This window comes from Methylobacterium sp. DB0501, assembly GCF_011043735.1.
In the GTDB taxonomy this organism is placed as follows: domain Bacteria; phylum Pseudomonadota; class Alphaproteobacteria; order Rhizobiales; family Beijerinckiaceae; genus Methylobacterium; species Methylobacterium alsaeris.
On record NZ_JAAKGV010000001.1, the window covers coordinates 462,251 to 481,208 of the forward strand.

Below are 18,958 nucleotides of genomic sequence, written 5' to 3' on the forward strand. Positions count from 1 at the left end.
GCCGCGCTGGCAAGACCGCAGAATCATTCTTGACTCTACGACCCGAAAATCAGAACAAATAGCGAACATGACTACACCGCCTTCGGAGGTCAAGAACGCACTTGCGGCCCCAGCCCGCCATAGAGTCCCTGCGCGCGCAGATCGAGAAGATCGAAGGCCGGAGCCGGCGCGCCAAATCGGTCCTTCCTTTCGGGATCACCGAGGTGGATTCGCGACTCCCCGGCGGCGGCCTTGCCCTCGGCGCGCTGCATGAAATAGCCGGCGGCGGCAACGGAGCGGTCGACGGAGCCGCAGCGGCTTGCTTCAGCGCGGGCCTCGCGGCCCGCACCAAAGGCAAAATCCTCTGGTGTATCACGCGTGCCGACCTATTCGCGCCCGCCATTGCCCAGGCAGGGCTCGCGAGCGACCGCGTCATCTACCTCGAAGCTGGGGACGACAAGACCGTCCTCGCCTGCATGGAAGAAGGATTGCGCCACGGCGGCCTCGGGGCCGTCATCGGCGAGGTCGCCCGCCTTTCGATGACAGCATCAAGACGGCTGCAACTGGCGGCCGAAGGCGCCGGCTCGCTCGGGATCGCTTTGCGGCGCTGGCGGCGACAGACAGAGGCGACGGATTTCGGCCAACCGACCTCTGCGATGACGCGCTGGCGCGTCTCCGTAATGCCCTCAACGCCGCTACCCGTTCCCGGCGTGGGCCGCGCCCGCTGGCTGGTTGAACTCATCCGCGCGCGAGCGGGCGAAAGTGCAGATTTCGAGTTGGAGGCGTGCGATGACACGGGTCGTCTCGCTCTTCCTGCCGAGCTGGTCCACGGACAGGCTGCGGCGGAAGGCTGGCGACGCGGCGCCTCCGGCTGAGGCGCCGCTCGTCCTGATTGGCCGCGACGGGAACAGGCGGGTGGTGCTGGCGGCGGATGCAGCGGCCCAGGCCACCGGCCTGCGCGCCGGCATGCCCGTCACCAAGGCGCAAGTGCTGGTGCCTGGCCTCATCGTGCAGGATGCCGATCCCGCTGCCGACGCCGAGGCGCTTGAGCGTCTCGCGGTGTGGCTTCTCCGCTATGCACCGATCGTCGCCCCCGATCCGCCCGACGGCCTCATCATCGACTCGACCGGCGCTGATCATCTCCACGGGGGCGAGACTGTCATGCTGGACGGCTTGATCGGGCGCCTCGCCATGTCCGGGATCTTCGCGAGAGGCGCGATCGCCGACACCTGGGGAGCGGCCCATGCACTGGCCCGATTTTCAGCGCAGCCGGTTGTCATCGCGCCCAAGGGGCATGGCTCGTCCGTCTTGGAGCGGTTGCCGCTTGAGGCGTTACGCATTCCGGCCTCCACCGTCGCGGCGCTGCGCACGCTCGGCTTCCGAACGGTCGGCGATCTTCTGGCGCAGCCGCGCGCGCCGCTCACGCTTCGCTTCGGCCCGGAACTCGGCCGACGCTTGGACCAGGCCTTGGGCATTGCGGCCGAACTCATTGAGCCGGTTCGGCCTGCCGATCTCATCGAGGTGCGCCGCGCCTTCGCCGAGCCGATCGGCGCAGCCGAGACAATCGCCCGTTACATCGGCAAGCTTGTTGTGCAGCTCTGCGAACGCCTTGAGGAAAGCGGGCTTGGCGCACGCAGGCTCGATCTCATCTGCCACCGCGTCGATAGCCGGGCCCAGGCGGTGCGGGTCGGCATGGCCACGCCGGTGCGCGACGCGAAGCGGCTGACGCGCCTTCTGTGCGACAAGATCGAGACCATCTCGCCCGGCTTCGGCATCGAGGTGATGACGCTTGCCGCAAGCGTCGCCGAGCCGCTCGAACGCAAGCAGATCGTCAGTTCGCTGGTCGAGGAGAGCACCCCGGACGTCTCCGATCTCATCGACACCTTGATGAACCGCGTTGGCGAGCGCGCCCTCTATCGGCTTGCCCCCGTCGCCAGCGACGTTCCGGAACGGTCTGTCTGTCGTATCCCGGCGATGGCGGCCGACACGGGAGCGGGTTGGCCCGGTCATTGGCCGAGACCGTCGCGCCTCCTCCCGGCACCCGAGCCGGTCGAGACCGTGGCGCTGCTCCCCGACCATCCGCCGGTGTCGTTCACCTGGCGCGGAATCCGCCGCCGCCTTCGGCGCGGCGACGGACCTGAGCGTGTCTTCGGCGAATGGTGGAAGCGTGATGCTGAGCTGGCCGCCGTCCGCGACTATTTCCGGGTCGAGGACGACGCCGGCGAACGCTACTGGCTGTTTCGCGCCGGCGACGGCGAGGACACCGCCACAGGCTCGCACCGCTGGTTCATTCACGGGGTCTTCGGATGAGCCAGCCCGGCTACGTTGAACTTCAGGTCACCTCGCATTTCAGCTTTCTGCGGGGGGCCTCGTCTTGCGAGGAGCTGTTCGCCCAGGCCGCGCTTGCCGGGATCGAAGCCCTGGCCGTGGTGGACCGGAATTCGCTCGCCGGCATCGTCCGGGCTCATGAAGCGGCGAAGACAACCGGGGTTCGCTTGATTGTCGGCTGCCGTCTCGACCTCAGCGACGGCATGTCGGTGCTGGTCTATCCAACCGACCGATCAGCTTATTCCCGACTCTGCCGACTGCTGTCGCTCGGCAAGCGGCGCGGCGGAAAGGCGAAGTGCGTGCTCGAATGGCAGGACCTCGTCGCCTACGGCGAAGGCTTGATCGCCGTGGTCGTGCCGGATCTCGCCGACGAGGAATGCGGCCTTAGGCTGCGCCGCCTGCGCGATGCGTTTGGCGATCGGGCCTACCTAGCTCTAACATTGCGCCGTCGGCCCAACGACCAGCTCCGCCTTCACGAGCTGTCGAACCTGGCCGCCCAGATGCGGGTTGCGACCGTGGTGACGAACGACGTCCTCTTCCACGAGCCCGCCCGCCGCATCCTTCAGGACGTCGTCTCCTGCATCCGGCACAACGTCACGATCGACACGATCGGCGACCGCCGGGAGCGTCACGCCGATCGCTACATCAAGCCGCCCGAGGAGATGCACCGTCTCTTCAGCCGTTATCCCGAGGCGCTTGCCAGAACCCTGCAGATCGCCGACCGATGCCGTTTCAATCTCGACGAGCTGGCCTATCAATATCCCGAGGAGCGTGACGATCCGGCACTCACGCCGCAGGAGACGCTGGCAAAGCTCACTTGGGAAGGCGCCGCCGAGCGTTATCCGGAGGGCGTGCCTGACAGCGTGGCTGCCGCGCTTCAGCATGAGCTGCGGCTGATCGAGAAGCTCGACTACGCGCCGTATTTCCTGACCGTGAATTCGATCGTCCGCTTCGCCCGCTCAAAGGACATCCTTTGCCAAGGCCGCGGATCAGCCGCCAACTCCGCAGTCTGCTACGTCCTCGGCATCACGTCGATCGATCCCGGCCGCAACGACCTTCTCTTCGAACGCTTCGTCAGCGAGGAACGGCGCGAGCCGCCCGACATCGACGTCGATTTCGAGCATGAGCGGCGTGAGATCGTCATGCAATGGGTGTTCGACACCTACGGCCGCGACCACGCCGCGCTCTGTTCGACTGTCATCCGCTATCGCACCAAGGGCGCGCTGCGGGATGTCGGCAAGGCGCTAGGCCTGCCCGAGGATCTGATCGGCACCCTGTCGTCTCAGGTCTGGGCCTGGTCGGAGGAAGGCGTCGAACAGAAGCACGTCGAAAAGCTGAACCTCAATCTTGCCGATCGCCGCCTTCGCCTGACGCTCGATCTCGCGCGCCAACTCATGGGCGCGCCGCGCCATCTCAGCCAGCATCCTGGCGGTTTCGTGCTGACCCATGACAGGCTCGACGACCTCGTGCCGATCGAGCCGGCCGCGATGAAGGACCGGCAGGTCATCGAATGGGATAAGGATGACATCGACGCCCTGAAGTTCATGAAGGTCGACGTCCTGGCGCTTGGGATGCTGACCTGCATGAAGAAGGGGCTGGACCTTCTGGCTGAGCACAAGGGCGTCAATCTCGATCTCGCCTCCATTCCGGCCGAGGACCCGCGCACCTACGCGATGATCCGCAAGGCCGACACGCTCGGCACCTTCCAGATCGAGAGCCGGGCGCAGATGTCGATGCTGCCGCGCCTGAAGCCGCGCACCTATTACGATCTCGTCGTGCAGGTCGCGATCGTCAGGCCCGGCCCGATTCAAGGCGATATGGTGCATCCCTATCTTCGTCGCCGGGAGGGCCTTGAGCCCGTCCACTATCCGAAGCCCGAACTGGAGAAGGTGCTCGGCAAGACGCTCGGCGTGCCGCTCTTTCAGGAGCAGGCGATGCGGGTCGCCATCGAATGCGCCGGCTTCACGCCCGGCGAGGCCGATATGCTTCGCAAGTCGATGGCCACCTTCAAATTCACCGGCGGCGTCTCGCATTTCCGCGACAAACTCATCGCCGGCATGGTCACCAAAGGCTACGAGGCCGAGTTCGCCGAGCAGACCTTCAAGCAGCTTGAGGGCTTCGGCAGTTACGGATTTCCGGAAAGCCACGCAGCCTCTTTTGCGCTGATCGCTTACGCCTCGGCCTGGCTGAAATGCTGGCACCCGGAAATCTTCTGCGCCGCGCTGCTGAACAGCCAGCCCATGGGCTTCTATGCACCGGCTCAGATCGTCCGCGACGCGCGCGATCACGGCGTCGAGATCCGTCCGGTCTGCGCCAACGCCTCCCGATGGGACTGCACACTCGAGCCCACCGGCAGCGAGGAGCGGTTCGCCGTTCGCCTTGGTCTGCGCATGGTCAAAGGCCTCGCCAACGCCCACGGCGCGGCGATCGTCACGGCTAGGGCGGACCAGCCCTTCGGCACAGTGGACGATCTCTGGCGCCGTGCCGGCGTACCCGTCGCTGCGCTCACGCAGATCGCCGAAGCGGACGGGTTTCGTCCGCCCTTCGGTCTCGGCCGTCGTGAGGCCCTGTGGGCGATCAAGGCGCTGCGCGACGAGCCGCTTCCACTGTTCGCCGCCGCATCGGCCCGCGAGGAAGAGATCGTGCCCGAGGTCGCCGAGCCGGCCGTCATGTTGCGCCCTATGACGGCGGGCGGTGAAGTCGTCGAGGATTACCGACATGTCAGCCTGTCGCTACGCGACCATCCAGTCTCGTTCCTGCGCCGGGAGTTGCGCCGCCGCCGCATGATCTCCTGCCAGGAGGCTATGGACGCAAAGGACGGCCGCTGGCTGGAGGCGGCTGGCATCGTACTGGTGCGGCAGCGGCCCGGAAGCGCCAAGGGCGTGATGTTCATTACCCTCGAAGACGAGAGCGGGATCGCCAATCTCGTAGTCTGGCCCAAGGTCTTCGAGCAGAACCGCCGCACCATCCTGTCGGCCGGCATGATCGCGGCGCGCGGGCGCGTTCAACGCGAAGGCGAAGTCGTTCACCTCGTTGCCCAGCGGCTGACCGATCTCTCCGCCGAGCTGGCCAGCGTGGGCGAGCGCGACACGGCCTTTCCGCTGCCACATGGTCGCGGGGACGAGTTTCACCACGGCTCACCGACGCCTGACCCGCGCGGCCTACCGCCAAAGGGGCTTCGGACCCGAGATATCTACATCCCCGACCTTCACATCGACACGATCAAAGTCAAAACGCGCGATTTCCGCTAGGCTGCGCCGAGCCTCCCGCGCTCAAGCGCTGCGCACTGTTCGTAAACGACTGGTCGAAGCCTCCATCGGACTTCGGGCGAAGATCGGCGTCGCACCTTCACAGCCGCTCGCATGGCGGCGTAGCAACGCCGACGTCGCGTCGCGGTCTGCCGCACGGGCAAACGCAAAGCCTTGCCCGACCTTGCAGCCCATCGACCAAAGCTGGCTCGCCTGAACTTCTGTTTCGATCCCCTCGGCCACGATCTCAATGCCGAGCTGCCGCGCGATATCGATTAACCCCTCGACGATCACCATGCTTGGATCGTCCGGCCATAGTCGGCCGATGAAGGCCTGATCGATCTTGATGATGTCGACCGGCACGTTCAGCAAATGCGTCAGCGACGCATGTCCCGTTCCAAAGTCATCAAGCGCGACGCGGACGCCGGCGGCGCGCAACGCCTCTATCTCTCGCGTTACGACGCGATCACTTCGCCCGATGCAAGCATCCTCACTCACTTCGACGACCAAGCCGCCGAGCGACACGCCAGCACGACCAAAGGCATCTTCGAGTTTCTGAGCCAGGCTGCCCGTGTAGAAATCGGCAGTCGAAACATTGAGTCCGACCTGCTGGACGAGCAGACCCTGATCCCGCCAGAATGCGATGTCCCGCGCAACTGTTACCGCAACACGTTGCGTAAGCTCCGCAGCGATATGGGCGTCGCTGGTCGCTTCCCGAAAAGCGAGGGCACTTACGAGTTCACCCGCCACGGTGCGCATGCGACAGAGCGCCTCGAGCCCGACGATCTCGCCCGTATCGAGAGCGACAATAGGCTGGTAGTGCGTTTCCATGCGCTCATCGGCGAGCGCATCGGCCACATCGCGTATCGCGTCACGACGCCGCGTGATCCGCGTACCGATCCCCGGCCAGTAGCGCACAAACCCGCCGCGACCGGTCTCCTTGGCGTGATAGAGCGCGAAATCCGCGGCCTCGTTGACCGCCACGGCAGTCCGTTCGGAGGCACCGAGGACGGCACCGCCGATCGTCGCGCGAGGCGCCACGGCATGCCCCTCGCAATCGGCGCTGCGCTCCAATTCTGTCAGCACGCGTTCCGCCGCCGCATTCAGATCGGCGAGCGAGCCGGGGTTCTGAATGATGACGGCGAATTCATCGCCGCCCAGCCGGAAGCTGACGTCGGGCGCCATCGCCCGCGCGATCCGGGTCCCCGCCGCCTTGATGAGCGCATCACCGGCCAGGTGGCCGAACGTATCGTTTACGATCTTCAGATTATCGAGGTCGATAATGAAGAGGGCCCAGGCCCCCGGGACGTCACACGGAATCTGCGCCATCGCGCCGTTGTAGGCCGAACGATTGGGCAGTCCGGTCAGCGCGTCTATGTTCGCGCGGCGCTCGCGGTCGACGGCTCGCTCATGCCGCTGAAGCGCAAGACCACAGAGATCGACGCAGGCTTCCGCCAGCGCGCGCTCAGAAGCGTTCGGCGAGCGCGCTTGCTCGCTGTAAAAGCCGATGACGGCAATGGCCTCGCCGCCCGCGTTCACGACAGGGAAGGACCAGCATCCGCTCACGCCAAGGCCTTCTATGAGCCCCATGGAGCGGGCGCAGCGCGGATCACGTCGGATATCCTCAATGATGACGGGTTCGCGCAGATAAGCAGCCGCGCCGCAGGACCCGACCTCCGGGCCGACCATCATCCCATCCAGCGCAGAAGAATAGTCCGCAGGCAAACTCGGTGCCGCGAGCGGATGCAAAAGTCCGGCTTGATCGACCGTCAGGATCGAGCAGATCACGCCAGACATCAGTGTCTCTATCTCGGCACAGAGTTCGCGCGCCGTGTCAGCCACAGGTTCGCTGTTGGCGATCATCCGCAATATCTTGTTCTGGATATGCAACAACACGGTCGTCGCCCAACTCAACTGACACTTAGGGATGCGACTATAATAGTCGCTAGATGTGAAGTTCGGCTTACCCAACAAGATAAACATGGAGGTAATCATCGCTGGAGGGGAAAGCCTTCCCCTGCGGCCGAGCCTTTGGTCTCGGCCGACCCCTTCTGCGGGGACACCCCGCAACACCCCCTATAGAGCGAGAGTGCGGACCGGCTTTGCCGTGACGGGTTGAGAGCTGGGAGAGAGCTTCCGGCGCCCGTCGCGGAGATCCGCGATGTCCAGAAAAACCGCACCCGCTCGCGCCGGCCAGGACCGGACGAGCCTTTACGACGAAATCACCGGTAAGATCATCGGCGAGCTGGAGGCCGGCCGCGTACCCTGGGTCCAGCCCTGGGGCACCGCGGCGGCGAAGGCGCCGCTCGCCATGCCGAGGAACGCCGCCACCGGCCGGCATTATTCGGGGATCAATGTGCTGATCCTCTGGGGCGCCGTCATCGAGCACGGCTTTGCCGGCCAGAGTTGGCTCACCTTCCGCCAGGCGCTGGCGCTCGGCGGCAATGTCCGCAAGGGCGAGCGCGGCACGACCGTCGTCTATGCCGACCGCTTCGTGCCCGACGACGAGAAGCGGCGCGCCCGCGAGACCGGCGACGAGGCCCAGGCGATCCCGTTCCTGAAGCGCTTCACGGTGTTCAACGCCGCACAGTGCGAGGGCCTGCCGGAGGATGTCGCGATTGTCGCGCCGCCACCGGCGCCAGGCCTGATCGAGCCGCAGGTCGAGGCGCTGATCCGCGCCACCGGCATCGATTTCCGCATCGGCGGCAATCGCGCCTTCTATGTGCCGGCGCTCGACTATGTGCAGGTCCCGCCGCCCCAGGCCTATTTTGAACCGATCAACTGGCACCGCACCGCGCTGCACGAGCTGGGTCACGCCACAGGCCATCCGTCCCGTCTCGGCCGCGACATGACCGGCGGCTTCGGCACCAAGAAATACGCGTTCGAGGAGCTGGTCGCCGAAATGAACGCCGCCTTCTGCTGCGCCTCGCTCGGCATCGTGCCGACAGTGCGGCACGCCGATTACATCGGCTCCTGGCTGGAGGTGCTGCGCGAGGACAATCGCGCCATCGTCCGCGCCGCCAGCCAGGCGAGCAAAGCCGCCGATTGGCTGCTCGGCTTCGTGCCGGCCGACGGGGCCGCGCTGTCGGCCGAACCCGCGATCGACAGGAGGGCCGCATGATCCTCCTGACGGAAGAGCTGCGCGAGCAGCTCCTGGCCAACGGCCGGAACCGCGACGCCGACCACATCCCCGTGGTCAAATTCTTCAACCCGCTCGGCGAAGGCGTCTGGCTGGCGACCGAACTTGACGAGGACGGCGACACCTTGTTCGGCCTGGCCGATCTCGGCGACCCCGAACTCGGCTCCTTCAGCCTCGCCGAAATGATCGCCGTGCGCCTGCCGATGGGCCTCGGCATCGAGCGCGACATCCTGTTCGAGGGCCTTTATCCGATCTCGGCCTGGGCCGAAGCGGCCCGTCGAACCGGCGGCATCCGCGCGGCCGAACGCGTGCTTCACGCCGTCCACCGCGCGAGGCCCGAACCATCCGTAAAGGCGTAAATCCGTGGAGGCGGGCCTGCGGCTTTGCGGCTTCTCTCGTTTACGACGAGACGCTGTCCTTCAGCAGGCCCGCCCAGACGGCGAGGATCATGCCTTCCAGGTCGTCATCCTCGCCGACCACGACGCTGAAAATGCCGAGCAGCTCGGAGAACTCCCGGACGTCGAGATGGCCGCGCGCCTGCAGCGCGGTCGCCAGCATCGTCAGGGCCTTGCCGTTGGCGCCGATCAGCGCGCGCTCGACCTTCGACAATCTCGGCCGTGATCGCCTGCGGCCGAGCATCGCCAGCCAATCGCGCCACGGCGTCCGCGCGCCGTCCTTCACCGCCGTGTTCATCGTTTCCTCCGATCGCCCCGAGCGCCGGGCGATCCGGACACACGCGAAACTGGCGCGCGTGTCTTCCTCTCCAGCCACACCGCCAAGGGCGACTATTATAGTCGTCTTTTGTCAATGCCAGAGGCTTTGCGCGGCGAACGCATCCAGATCGGCCCGGTCGCCGCGCCCCGGGGCGACGGCCAGAAGAGAGTGAGAGGAAGGACCGGATTTTCGTGACGGGTTGGAGGTCGAGAGAGGTTCTCGGCCGCCCGTCGCGGAGTAATCCCGATGGCTACTGCAATTCAGAAGATCGTCCTGTCGTCCTCGCGCGACATCCCCTTCAACAAGCTGGTGCTCAGCCAGTCCAACGTCCGGCGCGTGAAGGCCGGTGTCTCGATCGAGGACCTGGCGGCCTCGATCGCGCGTCGCGGCCTCATCCAGAGCCTCAGCGTCATCCCCGTGGTCGATGCCGAGGGCCAGGAGACCGGCATGTTCGAGGTGCCGGCCGGCGGCCGCCGCTTCCGCGCGCTGGAGCTGCTGGTCAAGCAGAAGCGCCTCGCCAAGATCGCGCCGGTGCCGTGCGTCGTGCGCAAGCGCGACGACGGGGTCCTGGCCGAGGAAGTCTCGCTGGTCGAGAACATCGACCGCGCGCCGCTCCACCCGCTGGACCAGTTCCGCGCCTTCCAGGACATGCGGGTGAAGGGCAAGACCGAGGAGGAGATCGCCGCAGCGCTCTTCGTGCCAGTGCAGGTGGTCAAGCAGCGCCTGCGCCTCGCGGCCGCATCGCCCACCTTGCATGAGGTCTATGCGGAGGACGGCATGACGCTCGACCAGCTCATGGCCTTCACCGTCACTGACGACCACGCCCGCCAGGAAAAGGTCTGGGACGCGATCAAGGACGCCTGGTCGAAGGAGCCGTATCAGATCCGCCGCATGCTGACCGAGACGACGGTGCGCGCCTCGGACAAGCGTGCCGTCTTCGTCGGCGTCGAGGCCTATGAGCTGGCAGGCGGCATCGTCATGCGCGATCTGTTCCAGTCCGACGATGGCGGCTGGCTGCAGGATGCGGCGTTGCTCGATCGGCTGGTCGGCGAGAAGCTGAAGGCGACGGCCGAGACGATCGCCGCCGAGGGCTGGAAGTGGATCGAGGTCGCGGTCGGCTTCCCCTATGACGCTACGCGCGGCCTGCGCGAGCTGCAGGGCGAACCGCTGGACCTGACTGCCGAGGAACAGGCCACGATCGAGGCGCTCAACGCCGAATACCAGAAGCTGGAGGCGGAATATGAAGGCGCCGACGAGCTGCCCGACGAGATCGACCAGCGGCTCGGCGAGATCGAGACGGCGCTGTCGGTCTTCGAAACCCGTCCCGTGCGATTCGAGGCCGACGACATCGCCCGCGCGGGCGTGTTCATCAGCATCGCCCACGATGGCAGCATCGCCATCGATCGCGGCTATGTCCGGGCCGAAGACGAGGTTCCCGAACCCGACATCGGGGCCGACGGGGGCGAGACCGAAGGCCGCGCGAGCGAGCCGGGTGCGCCGGCCGTGCAGCGCGCCGTCATCACGATCGGCGGCCAGCCCGTCGAGGCGGACGACGACGAGGACGACGCGATCAAGCCGCTCCCCGAGCGCCTGATCATCGAGCTGACGGCCTATCGCACGCTGGCGCTGCGCAACGCCGTCGCGGAGAACCCGCACGTCGCCATGACCGCGCTGCTCCACAAGCTGGTGTCGGACACCTTCATGACCCGCATGTATACGGGCGCCATGGAGGCCGGGGTGAAGCACGTCTTCTTCCCGGCGCAGGACGATGGGCTGAAGGACAGCCCGTCCGCCCGCGCGGTGCAGGACCGTCACGCCGCCTGGGCCGGCGACATCCCGAAGGACGACGATGCCCTGTGGGACTGGCTCGCGGGCCTGGACGACGCCAGCCGGATGGCGCTGCTGGCGCATTGCGTCAGCTACGGCGTCAACGCGCTCTATGAGCGGCCGAACCCGCACAGCGCCGGCGGCGTGTCGCAGCACACGCTCGACATGCGGCTCGCCCAGGCGGACCGCCTGACTAAGGCGACGGGGCTCGATCTGGTGGAGGCCGGCTGGCGCCCGACCTTCGGCAACTACCTCAACCGTGTCACCAAGCCCCGCATCCTGCAGGCGGTTCGCGAGGGCGTCGGCGAGCAGGCCGCGCAGCTCATCGACCACCTGAAGAAGGGCGACATGGCCAAGGAGGCGGAGCGGCTGCTCGCCGAGACCGGCTGGCTGCCCGAGCCGCTGCGCCCGATCGACGATGCCGAGGCGTCCACGCCGGAGGTCGAGGCTGGCGGCGAGGACGACGATGCGGCGCTGCCCGCATTCCTCGCCGGCGACGACGAGGAGGTCACGGCGGAGGCCAACGACGACGAACCGCACCTTGTCGCAGCCGAATGACGAGCACCCGGAGCGGCTTCGGCCGCTCCGGTCCTTTCTCAGATCGAAGGAGCATCGCCATGTCGCGATCCGACCCGTCGCCCCGCCGCGTCGTCTTCCAGTACCTCGTTCCCGTGCTTGTCGAGATCGAGGACGGGATCGTCGGCCGCGTGACGATCATCGACGAATCCCCGGTGCGCGACCCCGTCGTCGTCGAAGGCGATCCCGCTTATCTCGCCGACGCCATCCGCGCCGCCGACGACGGCCAAGCATGGCCATCCTGGCAGTTCGGCTACTAGCCGCACCACCCCGAACCCACTCCGAGCCCGGCCCGAGCGCCGGGCTCTTTTCGTTTCCGGAGCCCGCTATGACCGCTTTCTTCACCCGCTATTCCTGCCTGCTCGACGTCGGCACCTCCGCTAATGTCGCCCGGGCTTTCGACATCTACGCCGCCTTAATGGCCGAGAACGGCCGCGAGGACCCGCCGGCCGAGCCGTTTCATCTGTCGGTGACACCCGATCACGGTGCGTCGCAGCTCTGGCTGCGCGATCCCGGCACCGCAGATCAGCAGCTTGCGATCACCTTCGTGACGCGCTGCGCCGAGACCTTCGGATTGACCGGCCGCTGGGGGTTCCAATGGGCCGGCATCGCTTCCACTCCCGTAATCGACGGCTTCTCGGGCGGCGCCCATGTGCTCGATCTCGCCACCGGCGAGACGATCGCATGGACGAGCACCGGCCGCTGGCTCGCCGACCGGCTTTCCGAGGGAGGCGCGCGATGAGCATCCCCGCCTATGCCCGCGCAAACTTCCAGACGCTGCTGCGTGCCGCGAACAGCGGAGACCTGGCGCTGATGGAATGCACCGACTTAGCAACCGGCGAACCGCGCTACGTGATCTGCGCCGTCGGCCGCGATGACGACGAGTTCGTCTTCACACCGTTCGGCCATCTCGCCGATGGCAATCCTTTCGAAATCTACAGCCCGCCGGACGCGTCGACATAGGTGAGCGCGCTCAATGTCCTCGCACGCCGCTACCAGACCGCAACTTCCCACTGCCCGTTGACGCGGGCAAATCCGATTGGCCGGTTTTGCGGGCTCGCGTTCGGCCTGGTCGGATCGAGCACGATCTGCGTCATGCAGGTCACGCCCGGACCGACCCCACCCGGCGAGCAATCGCCGAGCTTCAGCGTCGCGTTCGCCAGCGACGTGCCCGTGAACAGGCGATGGCGCCGCACGGCCGCGGTCGCTTCGTCCTCGCTCGGCTGTGCGACGCCGGCGGCGACGGCCGGAGATGCAGTGACCGGCGAGATCACCGGCCTGAGCACGAAGCCCGCACCGAAGCCGACAGCCAGACAGGCCGCGCCGAGGATGCCAATCGCACTGCCCTTCATCTCGCCTCCGATGCTCACTCAGCCGGCGCGGCACGCGCGAATGGTGCGAGGCGCCGCGGCTTGTTTTCCTACGAGAGCTTAGCGCCCCATCCGCACCGCCGGAAGCCGGTGCGACAGGCCGGGTTCCGGCCGCGCCAGAGTGAGAGGGTGGCCGGGACGGGTTTGAGCCCGTCCGGTCGAGAGAGAGCGCCGGGCCGGCTTGCCCTTGTCCCGCTCTCCGAGGTTCTCCCGATGCTCCATGCTCCGATCCCCGCCGCCGAGGAGGCTTCGCTTCCGCTTGGCTCCTCCGCGCCGCCGGCCGCCGCCATCCTCGCCGCCGCCGAACGCATCCTCTCCCACCTCGAACAGGGCCGCACCGTCGATGCCGCCATGCTGCGCAGCGCCATGGACGACGCCTTCGGCGCGTCCGACACAGCCGGCGCGTGGGACTGGAAAGCCGCCTATGACGCCTGCGAGGTCGCGACCGTCCTGTTCCTACGCAAATACGGAAAGACGCTTTTCCGCAAAGCTGGGCCGCCGGCTTCACGGCTCTCCGCCCTAACCAAGATCGTCGGACTGCTGCCGACGCACACGCGCCGTTCAGAGGAGGCGCAGGCCCTCCAGCAATTCTCGACGCCGATCCCGCTCGGTCTTGCGGCGCTGACGGCGGCAATATTGACCCCGGCCGACCGCGTGCTGGAGCCGTCCGCCGGCACCGGGCTGCTTGGCGTCCTCGCCGAGACCGCGGGCGCATCGCTCATCCTTAACGAGCTGGCAGAGACCCGCGCCGATCTTCTCACCTCTCTTTTCCGGCCACGCCCGTGACGCGCTTCGACGCCGCCCAGATCGACGACCATCTCGATCCCGCCGCCGTGCCGAGCGTCGTCATCATGAACCCGCCATTCTCGGTGATGGCGAACGTCTCCGGGCGCGTTGCCGACGCCGCCTATCGGCATATCTCCTCGGCGCTCGCCCGTCTCGCCGATGGCGGGCGGCTGGTCGCCATCACCGGCGCCAACTTCTCGCCGGAGCTTCCAGCCTGGCGGGACGCCTTCGTGCGCCTGCAGGGACGCGGCCGCGTCGTGTTCACCGCTGCGATCGCCGGCTCGGTCTATGCCAAGCACGGCACGACCATCGAGACCCGCCTGACCGTCATCGACAAGGCGCCGGCCGAGGACCCTGAGCATTTCCCGGATTCCGCCGGCATCGCACCCGATGTCGCGACGCTGCTCGGCTGGATCGAAGCGCAGCTTCCCGGCCGCCTGCCGGTCCCGATCGCGCGTTCCGCCGCGACACCGGCCACCACGCCGCGCACGGTGCGAGGCTATCTCGCGCGTGCGGAGACGGCCCAGCGCGCCCGTCTCATCGCCCAGCCCGAAGGCGTGCCGCTTGCCTATGAGACCATTGACTGGACGCCGCCGGAGAGCGGCCGCCTGTCAGACTCGATCTACGAGACCTATGCGCTCCAGTCGATCCGCATCGACGGCGCACAGCCGCACCCGACCAAGCTCGTGCAGTCCGCTGCCATGGCCTCGGTCGCGCCGCCGCAGCCGAGCTACCGGCCGATGCTGCCGGCGCCAATCGTCGCCGACGGCATCCTCTCCGACGCCCAGCTCGAGACGGTGATCTATGCCGGCGAGGCCCATTGCGAATATCTCGCCGGGGGCTGGACCGTGGACGAGACTGGCGATCTCGTCACCGCCGCGCCGAACGATGCCCCGAACGCCGTCCGCTTCCGCCGTGGCTTCATGCTCGGCGACGGCACCGGCGCCGGCAAAGGCCGCCAGTCCGCCGGCATCATCCTCGATAACTGGCTCCAGGGCCGCCGCAAGGCAGTCTGGGTCTCCAAGTCCGACAAGCTGCTCGAAGACGCCCAGCGCGACTGGTCGGCGCTCGGCATGGAACGCTTGCTGGTCACGCCGCTGTCGCGCTTCCCTCAGGGTACGTCGATCCGGCTGCCCGAAGGCGTCCTATTCACCACCTATGCCACGCTACGGTCCGACGACCGCGGCGAGAAGCTTTCGCGGGTCAAGCAGATCGTCGAATGGTTGGGCTCCGACTTTGATGGAGTGGTCATTTTCGACGAGTCCCACGCGATGCAGAACGCCGGTGGCGGCAAAGGAGAACGGGGTGACGTCGCCCCGTCGCAGCAAGGCCGTGCGGGCCTTCGGCTCCAGCACGCGCTCCCGAACGCCCGCGTCGTCTACGTCTCGGCGACCGGCGCCACCACCGTCCACAATCTCGCCTATGCCCAGCGCCTCGGCCTGTGGGGCGGTGAGGATTTCCCCTTCGCCAACCGGGCCGAATTCGTCGAGGCCGTCGACAATGGCGGCGTTGCGGCGATGGAGGTGCTGGCCCGCGACCTGCGCGCGCTCGGCCTCTACACGGCGCGCTCGCTCTCCTATGACGGCGTCGAATACGAACTGGTCGAACACCAGCTCACCCCCGAGCAGACGCGCATCTACGATGCCTATGCCGGCGCCTTCGCCATCATCCACAATCATCTCGATGCGGCGATGCAGGCCGCCAACATCACCGGCGACAGCGGTACGCTGAACCGGCAGGCGAAGTCGGCCGCGCGCTCGGCCTTCGAGAGCGCCAAGCAGCGCTTCTTCGGCCATCTGCTGACCAGTATGAAGACGCCGACGCTGGTCCGCTCGATCGAGCAGGACCTAGCGGCCGGCCATTCCGCCGTCATCCAGATCGTCTCCACCGGCGAGGCCCTGATGGAACGACGCCTGGCCGAGATCCCGACCGAGGAATGGGGCGACGTCCGCGTCGACATCACACCGCGCGAATATGTCCTCGACTATCTCGCCCATTCGTTCCCGGTACAGCTCTACGAGCCGTTTTCCGACAGCGAGGGCAACCTGTCGTCGCGGCCGGTCTATCGCGACGGTCAACCCGTCGAGAGCCGCGAGGCTGTCGCCCGGCGTGACGAACTGATCGAACGGCTCGCATCGCTACCGCCGGTTCCTGGTGCGCTCGACCAGATCGTCCAGCGTTTCGGCACGGACGTTGTCGCCGAGGTGACCGGCCGCTCGCGGCGCGTCGTGCGCAAGGGCGATCGGCTCGCCGTCGAGAACCGGGCGGCCTCCGCCAATCTCGCCGAGGCGGCCTCGTTCATGGACGACGACAAGCGTATCCTCGTTTTTAGCGACGCCGGCGGCACCGGCCGCAGCTATCACGCGGACCTCGCTGTCCGCAATCAGCGCCTGCGCATCCACTATCTGCTGGAGCCTGGCTGGAAGGCCGACGCGGCGATCCAGGGGCTCGGCCGCACCAACCGGACCAATCAGGCCCAGCCACCACTGTTCCGACCGATCGCCACCGACGTGAAAGCCGAGAAGCGCTTCCTCTCGACCATCGCGCGGCGGCTCGACACGCTCGGCGCCATCACGCGCGGCCAGCGCCAGACCGGCGGCCAGGGCCTGTTCCGGCCCGAGGACAATCTCGAATCCCACTACGCGCGCGATGCGCTACGCCAGCTCTACCTGCTGCTCGTGCGCGGCAAGGTCGAGGGATGCTCGCTCGATCGCTTCGAAACCGCCACCGGCCTCAAGCTGATGGACGACAACGGCATCAAGGACGAGCTGCCGCCGATCACCACTTTCCTCAACCGGCTGCTGGCGCTCACCATCGAGTTGCAGGGCATCCTGTTCACCGCCTTCGAGCAGCTCCTGACGGCGAAGATCGAGGGCGCGATCCGCAGCGGTCACTATGACGTCGGGCTGGAGACGCTGCAGGCCGAGAGCTTCGTGGTCACCGACAGTCAGGTGATCCACGTCCATCCCGGCACCGGCGCGGAGACGCGGCTCCTGACCATCACGCGCCGGGAGCGTAACCGACCCGTCACGCTGGCCGCTGCGCTCGACCATCTCTCCGATCCGCGCGCGCGGCTCTTGGTCAACGGTCGCTCCGGCCGGGCCGGGGTCCAGATGCCGGCCCCGTCGATGATGCTCGACGATGGCGAGATCGAACGCCGTGTCTGCCTGATCCGGCCGATGGAGCAGCATTATGCGCCGCTGCGTATGATGGACGAAAGCCACTGGGAGGAAGCCGATCCCGATCGCTTCGCAGCGGCTTGGGAGACCGAGCTTGCCGACATCCCGGACTTCTCCGACAGCACGATCCACATCGTCGCCGGCCTGCTGCTGCCGATCTGGAAGCGCCTGCCGGACGAGTCGACCCGGGTCTACCGGCTTCAGACCGATGCAGGCGAGCGCATTATCGGCCGCCGCGTCTCGCCGGCCTGGGCTGCGAACGCCGCCTCGCAGGGGGCGAGCACGTTGAGCCCGGAACATGCTTTCGCCGCGCTGATGGAGGGGCGCACGATCCTCGACTTGGCCGAGGGCCTCCAGCTTCGCCGCGCCCGCGTCATGAGCGCCTATCGCCTGGAGCTGACCGGCTTCACCGAGGCGATGCGCGAGCGGCTGCGGGCCTATGGCCTGTTCAGCGAGATCATCTCCTGGAAGCTGCGCTTCTTCGTGCCGGCCGACGCCAGCGGCGTGAGCATCCTCACCAAGCTGCTCGACACTTATCCGGTGGCGCGCATCTCCGAACGGGAGGCCGCGTGATGTCGCGTCACGACGCTTCCGATCTCGCGCAGCGTCTCGGCCGGCAGGCTGAGGCGGTGTGCCGCCATTACCTCTCCAGCGGGCGGCGCGAGGGGCGCTACTGGCTGGTCGGCGACGCGCGCAACACGCCCGGCCGCTCGATGTATGTGCGGCTCAAGGACTCACCGAAAGGTCCGGCCGGCAAATGGACCGACGCCGCGACCGGCGAGCATGGCGATCTTCTCGACGTGATCCGGGAGAGCTGCGGCCTCATCGACTTCAAGGATGTCGCCGACGAGGCACGGACCTTCCTCAGCACGCCGCCGCCCGAGCCGATGCCGGCAAACCCGCGTCAGGCGCCTGCGCCGCACGGATCGCCCGAGGCGGCCCGCCGCCTGTTCGGCATGTCGCAGCCGATCACGGGCACGCTCGTACAGTCGTACTTACGCGAACGCGGCATTACGGATTTACGCGGAACCGGAAATCTGCGCTTCCACGCGCGCTGCTATTATCGGCCCGACGAGCATTCTCCGACCGAGACCTGGCCGGCGATGATCGCCGCCGTCACAGACCTTGGCAGCAAGATCACCGGGGCGCATCGGACCTGGCTCGACCCACGACGCCGCGACAAGGCGCCGCTCGACACACCGAGGCGTGCGATGGGCGATCTTCTCGGCAACGCGGTTCGCTTTGGCACGGGCGGCGAAGTCATGGCGGCCGGCGAAGGCATCGAGACCGTCCTGTCGGTCAGGCAAGTCTTGCCCGACATGCCGATGCTGGCGGCGCTCTCCGCAGCCCATCTCGCCGCCATCCTGTTCCCGGACACGCTGCGGCGGCTCTATATCCTGCGCGACGACGATCCAGCCGGTGACGGTGCGCGCGACAGCCTGGTCGAACGGGCGAACGCGGCCGGGATCGAGGCGATCGTGATCTCGCCCCAACGCGGCGACTTCAACGAGGATCTCCGCACCCTCGGCATCGATGCGCTCAGAAGCCAGACCCGGATGCAGATCGGGCCGCAGGACGTGGCGCGCTTCATGGGCCTGGCGGCATAGCCGGCAGGAGGAGGGTGGCGGCGATGCCGCCATACCCGTCCGGATGCCCCATACAATTGAGAGGACCGCGCCTCGGCCTTCGAGAGGGCGATCGGCCCACAGTCGGGCCGGCCCGGCAATGGCGGCGGCCGACTATTTTCCGGCGGCGCGTGCCGCGCCTTTCCATCGCGAGGCAAAATAGCCAGCCTTCGCCATCCTCCGCTGA

Annotated in this window: 13 protein-coding genes and 1 pseudogene; 11 read left to right on the forward strand and 3 right to left on the reverse strand. The window is 67.2% G+C overall.

Annotated elements, in window-relative coordinates; genetic code table 11:
- The first annotated feature begins 101 nt into the window (after positions 1-101).
- From G4G93_RS02140 to G4G93_RS02150, 3 genes are read left to right on the forward strand one after another with little or no spacing between them, the layout of a single operon-like run.
- Positions 102-854: an ImuA family protein gene (locus G4G93_RS02140; RefSeq protein WP_099957464.1), complete on the forward strand. Its 753-nt coding sequence runs from the start codon at positions 102-104 to the stop codon at positions 852-854.
- On the forward strand, positions 769-2,289 hold the full coding sequence (locus G4G93_RS02145; RefSeq protein WP_099957463.1) for a Y-family DNA polymerase: 1,521 nt from the start codon (positions 769-771) through the stop codon (positions 2,287-2,289). Before G4G93_RS02140 ends, G4G93_RS02145 begins: the two co-directional genes overlap by 86 nt.
- Entirely contained in the window at positions 2,286-5,558 is a 3,273-nt protein-coding gene (locus G4G93_RS02150; protein WP_099957462.1) for an error-prone DNA polymerase, read from the forward strand. The genes G4G93_RS02145 and G4G93_RS02150 overlap by 4 nt, the downstream gene beginning before the upstream one ends.
- A 21-nt stretch (positions 5,559-5,579) precedes the next feature.
- On the opposite strand, the gene G4G93_RS02155 is transcribed toward G4G93_RS02150, so the two are convergent.
- On the reverse strand, positions 5,580-7,418 hold the full coding sequence (locus G4G93_RS02155; RefSeq protein WP_244936664.1) for an EAL domain-containing protein: 1,839 nt from the start codon (positions 7,416-7,418) through the stop codon (positions 5,580-5,582).
- A 298-nt stretch (positions 7,419-7,716) separates the two neighbouring features.
- On the opposite strand from G4G93_RS02155, the gene G4G93_RS02160 reads away from it, so the two are divergent.
- A complete protein-coding gene (locus G4G93_RS02160) occupies positions 7,717-8,676 on the forward strand; it encodes an ArdC family protein (protein WP_165080821.1) in 960 nt (319 codons plus the stop codon).
- A complete protein-coding gene (locus G4G93_RS02165; RefSeq protein ID WP_099957459.1) occupies positions 8,673-9,053 on the forward strand; it encodes a DUF2958 domain-containing protein in 381 nt (126 codons plus the stop codon). The genes G4G93_RS02160 and G4G93_RS02165 overlap by 4 nt, the downstream gene beginning before the upstream one ends.
- 40 nt (positions 9,054-9,093) lie before the next feature.
- Here G4G93_RS02165 and G4G93_RS02170 read toward each other — a convergent pair whose 3' ends face one another.
- Positions 9,094-9,387: a hypothetical protein gene (locus G4G93_RS02170; RefSeq protein ID WP_099957458.1), complete on the reverse strand. Its 294-nt coding sequence runs from the start codon at positions 9,385-9,387 to the stop codon at positions 9,094-9,096.
- Positions 9,388-9,654: 267 nt separating this feature from the next.
- Here G4G93_RS02170 and G4G93_RS02175 point away from each other — a divergent pair, with 267 nt between their 5' ends.
- The 4 genes from G4G93_RS02175 to G4G93_RS02190 all read left to right on the forward strand — a co-directional run bounded on the left by G4G93_RS02175 (position 9,655) and on the right by G4G93_RS02190 (position 12,774).
- Positions 9,655-11,793 (forward strand): ParB/RepB/Spo0J family partition protein, encoded by a 2,139-nt coding sequence (locus G4G93_RS02175; RefSeq protein WP_099957457.1) that lies wholly within the window; start codon positions 9,655-9,657, stop codon positions 11,791-11,793.
- A 59-nt stretch (positions 11,794-11,852) separates the two neighbouring features.
- Positions 11,853-12,071: a hypothetical protein gene (locus G4G93_RS02180; RefSeq protein ID WP_099957456.1), complete on the forward strand. Its 219-nt coding sequence runs from the start codon at positions 11,853-11,855 to the stop codon at positions 12,069-12,071.
- Between the two features lie 68 nt (positions 12,072-12,139).
- On the forward strand, positions 12,140-12,553 hold the full coding sequence (locus G4G93_RS02185; protein WP_099957455.1) for a hypothetical protein: 414 nt from the start codon (positions 12,140-12,142) through the stop codon (positions 12,551-12,553).
- The gene (locus G4G93_RS02190; protein WP_099957454.1) at positions 12,550-12,774 is read left to right on the forward strand and encodes a DUF6117 family protein; all 225 of its coding nucleotides are present in this window, start codon (positions 12,550-12,552) and stop codon (positions 12,772-12,774) included. Before G4G93_RS02185 ends, G4G93_RS02190 begins: the two co-directional genes overlap by 4 nt.
- 29 nt (positions 12,775-12,803) lie before the next feature.
- On the opposite strand, the gene G4G93_RS02195 is transcribed toward G4G93_RS02190, so the two are convergent.
- Positions 12,804-13,163 carry a hypothetical protein gene (locus G4G93_RS02195; RefSeq protein ID WP_099957453.1) on the reverse strand — a complete coding sequence of 120 codons (360 nt, stop codon included), beginning with the start codon at positions 13,161-13,163 and terminating at the stop codon, positions 12,804-12,806.
- 231 nt (positions 13,164-13,394) lie between these two features.
- Between G4G93_RS02195 and G4G93_RS02200 the strand changes: the two are divergent.
- Positions 13,395-17,719 (forward strand): annotated as a pseudogene (locus G4G93_RS02200) (strawberry notch-like NTP hydrolase domain-containing protein).
- Positions 17,719-18,753 carry a toprim domain-containing protein gene (locus G4G93_RS02205; protein WP_099957451.1) on the forward strand — a complete coding sequence of 345 codons (1,035 nt, stop codon included), beginning with the start codon at positions 17,719-17,721 and terminating at the stop codon, positions 18,751-18,753. The pseudogene G4G93_RS02200 and the gene G4G93_RS02205 overlap by 1 nt, the downstream one beginning before the upstream one ends.
- The last annotated feature ends 205 nt before the right edge of the window (positions 18,754-18,958 follow it).

Bases quoted from the DNA above. Each gene is read 5' to 3' on its own strand.
- G4G93_RS02145 (WP_099957463.1), top strand. From the start codon at position 769: ATGACACGGGTCGTCTCGCTCTTCCTGCCGAGCTGGTCCACGGACAGG.
- G4G93_RS02150 (WP_099957462.1), top strand. From the start codon at position 2,286: ATGAGCCAGCCCGGCTACGTTGAACTTCAGGTCACCTCGCATTTCAGC.
- G4G93_RS02155 (WP_244936664.1), bottom strand. From the start codon at position 7,418: ATGATCGCCAACAGCGAACCTGTGGCTGACACGGCGCGCGAACTCTGT.
- G4G93_RS02160 (WP_165080821.1), top strand. From the start codon at position 7,717: ATGTCCAGAAAAACCGCACCCGCTCGCGCCGGCCAGGACCGGACGAGC.
- G4G93_RS02165 (WP_099957459.1), top strand. From the start codon at position 8,673: ATGATCCTCCTGACGGAAGAGCTGCGCGAGCAGCTCCTGGCCAACGGC.
- G4G93_RS02170 (WP_099957458.1), bottom strand. From the start codon at position 9,387: ATGAACACGGCGGTGAAGGACGGCGCGCGGACGCCGTGGCGCGATTGG.
- G4G93_RS02175 (WP_099957457.1), top strand. From the start codon at position 9,655: ATGGCTACTGCAATTCAGAAGATCGTCCTGTCGTCCTCGCGCGACATC.
- G4G93_RS02180 (WP_099957456.1), top strand. From the start codon at position 11,853: ATGTCGCGATCCGACCCGTCGCCCCGCCGCGTCGTCTTCCAGTACCTC.
- G4G93_RS02185 (WP_099957455.1), top strand. From the start codon at position 12,140: ATGACCGCTTTCTTCACCCGCTATTCCTGCCTGCTCGACGTCGGCACC.
- G4G93_RS02190 (WP_099957454.1), top strand. From the start codon at position 12,550: ATGAGCATCCCCGCCTATGCCCGCGCAAACTTCCAGACGCTGCTGCGT.
- G4G93_RS02195 (WP_099957453.1), bottom strand. From the start codon at position 13,163: ATGAAGGGCAGTGCGATTGGCATCCTCGGCGCGGCCTGTCTGGCTGTC.
- G4G93_RS02205 (WP_099957451.1), top strand. From the start codon at position 17,719: ATGTCGCGTCACGACGCTTCCGATCTCGCGCAGCGTCTCGGCCGGCAG.